We start from the raw sequence: 6197 nt of genomic DNA, 5'->3' as shown, positions 1-6197 counted from the left end.
TGTAAGAGCGGAACCATAGGTGGCCGTGACCGCAGCAACGGATATGTACTCAATCCCCCCCTCACAGGCTCAAAGCAACCGACCGTCATCCACCTTGAAACATCAGTGAGTACCAGGATTGGCCCGCAAGTGCGCAACCGTCTGTTCCAGCCCTTCCCAGCCCGGCGCATTCGGCGCAAATTGCCCACGCAGGTAAGCCACCAGATCCGCCACTTGGGCAGTGGACAAACTGTCCTTGAAGCCCGGCATATACCCCAAATCCTTGGTCGCCGGCGCGCTGATACCTTGCAGAATCACCTTGATCAAATTATCCGGCTGGTCACTGTGCACATTGGTATTGCTCGCCAAAGACGGACTGACACCGAACAACTTCGGCCCCACGCCATCAGCATGGCACGCCTTGCACGCCCCTTCGAACACCCGACGGCCATTCGGATTCGGCACAGCCGCCGCTGCCACACCCTGCACTTGCGCCACCGCTTCGCCGTTGAGCGAAGCCAAATACACCGCCATCGCGCGGATATCCGCCTTGGGCAACTTCGACAGCTCACTCACCACCGGCCCCATCGGCCCCGCCGCCACGCCATGGGCGTCGGAATAACCCGTGCTGAGGTAGCTGAACAACTGCTCTTCAGTCCACGGCGTCGGGGCTTTCGATAAACCGGCCAATGCCGGCGCCTCCCACCCATCGACACGGCCACCGGCGAGGAACGCCTTACCGCCCTTCTCCGCACCCAACAGGTTACGCGGCGAATGGCACGCCGCGCAGTGCCCCAGGCCATTGACCAGATAATTGCCGCGGTTCCACTGCTCACCGCGTTCAGGCTGCGGGGTCACTTCTGCGCGCCTTAAATTCAGCGCATTCCAACCGGCCATCAACGGGCGGATATTGAACGGAAATTTCAGCGCATTCGGCGTCGGCGCCTGGCTCACCGGCGCCTGCGACATGAGGTAGGCATACAGCGCCTGCATGTCCGCCTCGTTGATATTGCGAAACGCCGTATAGGGAAACGCCGGATACAAATTGCGCCCATCGCGGCCGATACCGTCGCGCATCGCGCGCTCGAATGCCGGGTAGGACCAGGCGCCGATCCCGGTCTTCACATCGGGGGTGATATTGCTGCTGTACAACGTGCCGAAGGGCGTCTGCATCGCCAGCCCGCCGGCGTTGGTCGCCCCGCCCGGTGCCGTATGGCAGACCGCGCAATCACCCACCGCCGCCAGCAAACGCCCGCGCTCCAGGGTGGCCTTGGACCAGGTGCCGGCACTGGGCGGTGCTATCGGCGCGATTTCAGGCTGAAACGGCCAGGCCGTGGCCAGCACCGCGCCCAAGGTTGCGAACACTGCGCCGAACCACCATTTTTTGCGGGTTACCGGCGACTTGGCAGGTTCGCCCAGCGTCCCGGCGTTCAGCGCGGCCAAGACCCGCTCGGGCGTGATGGGCAGCTCGCGAAAACGAATGCCGGTGGCGTCATAAATCGCATTGGCAATTGCCGCCGCGCTCGGCACCGACGCCGATTCACCGGCGCCCATCGGCGGCTGGTCCTGACGCGGCATCATCAGCACATCGATCTGCGGCACTTCGGGGAACGTCAGGATCGGGTAACCGCCCCACTCCTTGCTTGCCACGGTCGACTCTTCAAAGGTCACGCGCTCTTTGAGCACCCGGCTGGTGGACTGGATCACATTGCCGTGAATCTGATGCTGCACGCCCGCCGGGTTGATCATCATCCCTGAGTCATGGCCGATCACCACGCGCGTTACCGACACGTCGCCGGTCTGCTTATCGATGGCCACATCCGCCACCCAGGCCGCCCAGGCTGCGCCAAAACCGGGGAACTTGCTGTGGATGTAACGCGCGTAGGCAAAGCCCCGGCCGCGCAGCAGGTGGTCTTCATTCGCGGTTTGCATCGGCGCGGTGCGCGGTGACCAATGGGCGCGTTCAGCCGTGGACTTCACCAAGTCGATGGCGCGCTGATCCTTGAGGTAGCGCAGGCGGTATTCCACCGGGTCGACACCGGCGGCAAACGCCAGTTCGTCGATATAGGATTCGTGGGCAAAGGTATTGGGCAAGGCCGACACGCCGCGCATCCACGACGCGCGCACGATGGGCGCCATGTCGTTGATGGTCACGCGCATATGCTCGATGTCATACGGCGGGATCGAGGTGCGGTCGCCCATCTCGAACATCGCCGCCACCGGCTCGACGCGGCCGGTGAGCAACAGCGCCAGGGTTGGCGCGCCGTTGGAGGGGTAGCTGGTTTCGAAATCATAGGCGGCAATGCTGCCGTCGGCGTTGAGGCCGCCGTCCACATCCATCAACTGCGCCGTGCCCTTGGGCTCCCACAGGTGTTCCTGTTCGCGGGTCAGTTGCACGCGCACCGGCTTGCCCACCGCGCGGGATAACAGCAAGGCATCGGCGCACACATCATCGGCACAATTGCGCCCGTAGCAACCGGCGGCTTCCATGCGGATGACGTCGATCAGGCTTTCGTCGCACTCAAGCAACCAGGCCAGATCCGCCCGTAACAGGTGGGGGTTCTGGCTGCCGGACCACACTCGACTGCCCGTTGCCTGGTAATCAGCCACGCCACACGAGGGGCCAATCGAGCCATGCATCTGGTACGGCCACAGGTAACTGCGCGGCATGCGCTGGCTGGCGCCGGCCAGGGCGGCATCGACATGGCCCTGGTCAAGCACTGTGCGCCGCACCCGCGGGTTGTCGCGGATGGCCTGCTCGACATCACTCATGTCCGGCAAGGCGTTGTTCCAGGGTTTCCAGTGCACCTGTAACGCTTGGGCGGCCTTGATCGCCTGCTCTTCACGCAACGCGACCACGCCGACAAAATCCCGAATCACCACCACCGCGACGATCCCGGGGATATCCGCGATAGACGCCTCGTCCACGCTCAGCAGGCTGTTCCCGACAAAGTCCCCGCAATCCAACCCGGCATACGGCGGGCGAACCACCCGACCATGGAGCATGCCCGGCACGCGCAGGTCGTGCACGTAGGTCAGTTCACCGGTGGCCTTGCCGGGGATATCCACGCGCGCAGCGCCCTGGCCCACCAGACGGTAATCCTCGACAGCCTTCAACGGTGCATCACCGCTGATGCGCAACTGGTCGTGCTGGCCGCTGACCAGTTCACCGTAGGTCGTGCTGCGCCCGTCCTGTGCGCGGATAACCCCGGCTTCAACCTTGAGGCTGCCCGTACTCACTCCCCAACGGCCCGCCGCCCGCGCCAGCAAAAAACGTCGCGCTTCGGCCGCCGCGTTACGCAAGGGAATCGCGGAAATCTGCACAGTCGCACTGGCAATGGTCGCGCCCTGGTTCGGCGCGCGCTCGGTATCCCCCAGCACCATCTTGACCTGGTCCAGGCTCAGGTCCAGCTCTTCGGCGACGATCTGCGCGAGTGAGGTGCGAATGCCGGTGCCCAGATCCACATGGCCGTTGAACGCATAGACCACACCGTCATCGTTGACGGCGATAAACAGCCCCAGCTCCTTGGGCTTAACTGTGGGCGTGCCGCCCTTGGCCACCGGGCCCGAAGGCGGCAGCACATCATCGACGACCAGCAACACGCCGGCCTTGGCCAGCCACTGGTCACGGGAAAGTGGGGTGTCGGTCATGGTCGGCCATCCACGGTCAAGAGGTGAGCGGCACGCAGCACAGCGCGCAGGATTTCGATATGAGTGCCACAGCGGCAGAGGTTGCCCGAGAGTTCATTGCGCACCTCGGTTTCACTGGGGTTGGGGTTACGGTCGAGCAAGGCCTTGGCGGTCATGATCATGCCGTTGAGGCAGTAGCCGCATTGCGCGGCCTGTTCATCGATAAACGCCTGTTGCACCGGGTGCGGCGCCTGGCGGGTGCCCAGGCCTTCGAGGGTGACGATCGCTCGCCCTGCCGCACCCGACAAGGGGAACACACAAGAACGCGCCGCCACGCCATCGATGATCACGGTGCAGGCGCCGCACTCACCCAGGCCGCAGCCGTATTTGGCGCCATTGAGCGCCAGGTCATTGCGCAACACCAGCAACAGCGGCGTATCCGCCATGGCGCTGACTTCTCGGGTATCGCCGTTGACCTCAAGCGCTACTGTGATGAGTGGGCTGATCATTCGCTTCGCCTGTATCAGTTGGTGAAGTGCCTACTACACGAAACAGTCAAAAAAAAGCGTCGCCGGCCTGGGGCCTTGCGACACACTTGATGCGTGAAGTGACTACTACATGAACCGAGAGCAAAAACGATGCCAAAGAATGCATACGCACGCGGTGGCGAGCGGACTTGCCTCGCGTGGAGAGGCGAAGCGGCCCCATTCAGGCAGCGTGCTGTGGCGCTGAGAAAGCAGCGCCGGGCTTAGTTCAGGGCTGCCGCGCCGCCCAACGCGCGGCAAGCCGGCTCGCCACAGTTATTCCTGCGGATCGTCGATCATCTTGCGCAGCAGGAACAGCACCGCCACCCGTTCGGCCGGGTTGAGGTTGCTCATGGTCAGCTCGCTGATCTGCGCGGCGCAGGGCACGGTTTGATCTACCAGCACGGCACCGGCAGCGGAAAGGTCGACGACCACCTTGCGTTTATCCTGCGGGTCCGGCTCCAGGGTAATCAGCTCCTTGGCCTTTAACCGCTCGACAATACCGCGAATGGTCGCCTGGTCTACGGCGGTGGCCTTGACCAGTTCGGTAAGCGAACTTGCACCGTGATCGCGCAGCGCACACAGGGTGACGAACTGCACCGCAGTGAGTTGGGAGTCGCCGACATTCTGCTGAAAGATCGCCAGGTGGCGCTGGTAGGCCTTGCGCAGCAGGTGGCCAACTTGTTCAGAGAAAACGTAGGAATCAGGCACGGCGGGCTCGGCGGGTGATTAGCAATGGGAGGCATGATGGCGGGGATGATGCATGGACTCAAGCTTCTCACTGAAGAAACCCGGACACCCCTGTGGGAGCGGGCTTGCTCGCGAATGCGCTGGTTCAGCCACTGCATCGGTTAACGGACACACCGCTTTCGCGAGCAAGCCCGCCCCCACCTTTGGATCTTCAGCGCGCCAGTGAGGCGGCTGGCGCAACGACGTCACCGGCAATCACAACAGCCTCATCATCCAGATACACATCACAATGCCGCAGCGGAATGTCCATATGGCATGGCGTCTTGCGTGTGCCGCCCACCTCGGTATTGGGCCCGGTGGAGAACAGGAAATTGCCATAGAACGCCCGCGCGTCCATGCACATGCCGTCGTTCTTGTCATGCAGCCCCATGGCCGTCCACTGCGCCCGTGGCTGCAACCCCCAGCCGATATGAGAGATGCCATACACCTCGGGGTCGTTGAAATACTTCATGTAATCACGCAGGTATTCAGCCTCGAACCCTCCGTGAATAGCCGTGATAAAGCCCTTTTCGATCTCCAGCGTGATTTTCTCGCGCGCGTAGGTCTTGAACGGCAGCAGGATGTCGCCGACGTCCAGCACCAGCACGCCCTCGGCGGTTTCTTCATTCGGCCAGGAGAACAGGAAGCCGCTGGGCCAGTGGTCCCAACGCCCCGGCTCATCGGCAAAACCGTACTCGGTCACTGACGGGTATTGCCCCAATGCCGCACGAAAGTCACTGCCGGCGCGGGATTTGACGTGAATCGAGCGCGCCTGTTTGAGTCGTTGCTCGGCCGCCAATACCCGCACCTTGTCTGCTTCGGTGGGCAGCATGCGCGCCAGCACTTCCGGGGGCTCCACGGCCAACAGGATGCGCGTGCCGGTCTTGAGGATCTGCTCCTGCTCCGGCGAGTGCAGCAACATCATGGTGTCGACGATCAGGTCAGCGGCTTCCAGCGCACGCTGGGCGGCGATATTGCCGGTGAGCGCGGTATCGCCGCAGTAGGCGGTCATGTCATTGCCCATCGCCTTGGGATGGTTGAACGCCGGCAGCTCCACCGCATACACCTTGGCCCCCAGGCGCTGCGCTGCATCCATCGCGGCGCGCACGGTGCGCGGGTCGGAGTAATGGCTCTTGAGCACGGCAACGCTTTGGGTCGGGTCGACCTTCGACAGCGTCAACACGTGTTCAAACATCTGGGTCAGTTCGCAATCGCTTACCGGCATTTTCCTGTCTCCTGTTGGGCTGCACCACGTTCAAGCACTGCGCTTCACTTTAGTGCAATTTTATAGCGTATACGCCAATTAATAACGATAAGACCTGAATTACTGGCGGA

General features: G+C 62.8%; 4 protein-coding genes. All 4 read right to left on the bottom strand.

Annotation, left to right across the window (positions count from 1 at the left end):
• Positions 1-102: 102 nt before the first annotated feature.
• The 4 genes from A7D21_RS30000 to A7D21_RS29985 all read right to left on the bottom strand — a co-directional run bounded on the left by A7D21_RS30000 (position 103) and on the right by A7D21_RS29985 (position 6087).
• On the bottom strand, positions 103-3630 hold the full coding sequence (locus tag A7D21_RS30000; protein WP_069553403.1) for a molybdopterin cofactor-binding domain-containing protein: 3528 nt from the start codon (positions 3628-3630) through the stop codon (positions 103-105).
• Positions 3627-4118 carry a (2Fe-2S)-binding protein gene (locus A7D21_RS29995; RefSeq protein WP_053256239.1) on the bottom strand — a complete coding sequence of 164 codons (492 nt, stop codon included), beginning with the start codon at positions 4116-4118 and terminating at the stop codon, positions 3627-3629. Before A7D21_RS29995 ends, A7D21_RS30000 begins: the two co-directional genes overlap by 4 nt.
• Before the next feature lie 291 nt (positions 4119-4409).
• The gene (locus A7D21_RS29990; RefSeq protein WP_053256240.1) at positions 4410-4844 is read right to left on the bottom strand and encodes a MarR family winged helix-turn-helix transcriptional regulator; all 435 of its coding nucleotides are present in this window, start codon (positions 4842-4844) and stop codon (positions 4410-4412) included.
• Positions 4845-5034: 190 nt separating this feature from the next.
• A complete protein-coding gene (locus A7D21_RS29985; protein ID WP_069553402.1) occupies positions 5035-6087 on the bottom strand; it encodes a 2,5-dihydroxypyridine 5,6-dioxygenase in 1053 nt (350 codons plus the stop codon).
• Positions 6088-6197 lie beyond the last annotated feature (110 nt).

Origin of the sequence: Pseudomonas sp. AP19, from assembly GCF_001728855.1 — a bacterium.
GTDB classification, from domain to species: Bacteria; Pseudomonadota; Gammaproteobacteria; order Pseudomonadales; family Pseudomonadaceae; genus Aquipseudomonas; species Aquipseudomonas fluorescens.
The sequence above is the reverse complement of the archived record's forward strand: the minus strand, read 5'-3'. Positions and strand labels throughout refer to the sequence as shown.

What these genes read in the sequence shown, in the direction of transcription:
- A7D21_RS30000 (WP_069553403.1), bottom strand. Translation starts at nt 3,630, where the DNA reads ATGACCGACACCCCACTTTCCCGTGACCAGTGGCTGGCCAAGGCCGGC.
- A7D21_RS29995 (WP_053256239.1), bottom strand. Translation starts at nt 4,118, where the DNA reads ATGATCAGCCCACTCATCACAGTAGCGCTTGAGGTCAACGGCGATACC.
- A7D21_RS29985 (WP_069553402.1), bottom strand. Translation starts at nt 6,087, where the DNA reads ATGCCGGTAAGCGATTGCGAACTGACCCAGATGTTTGAACACGTGTTG.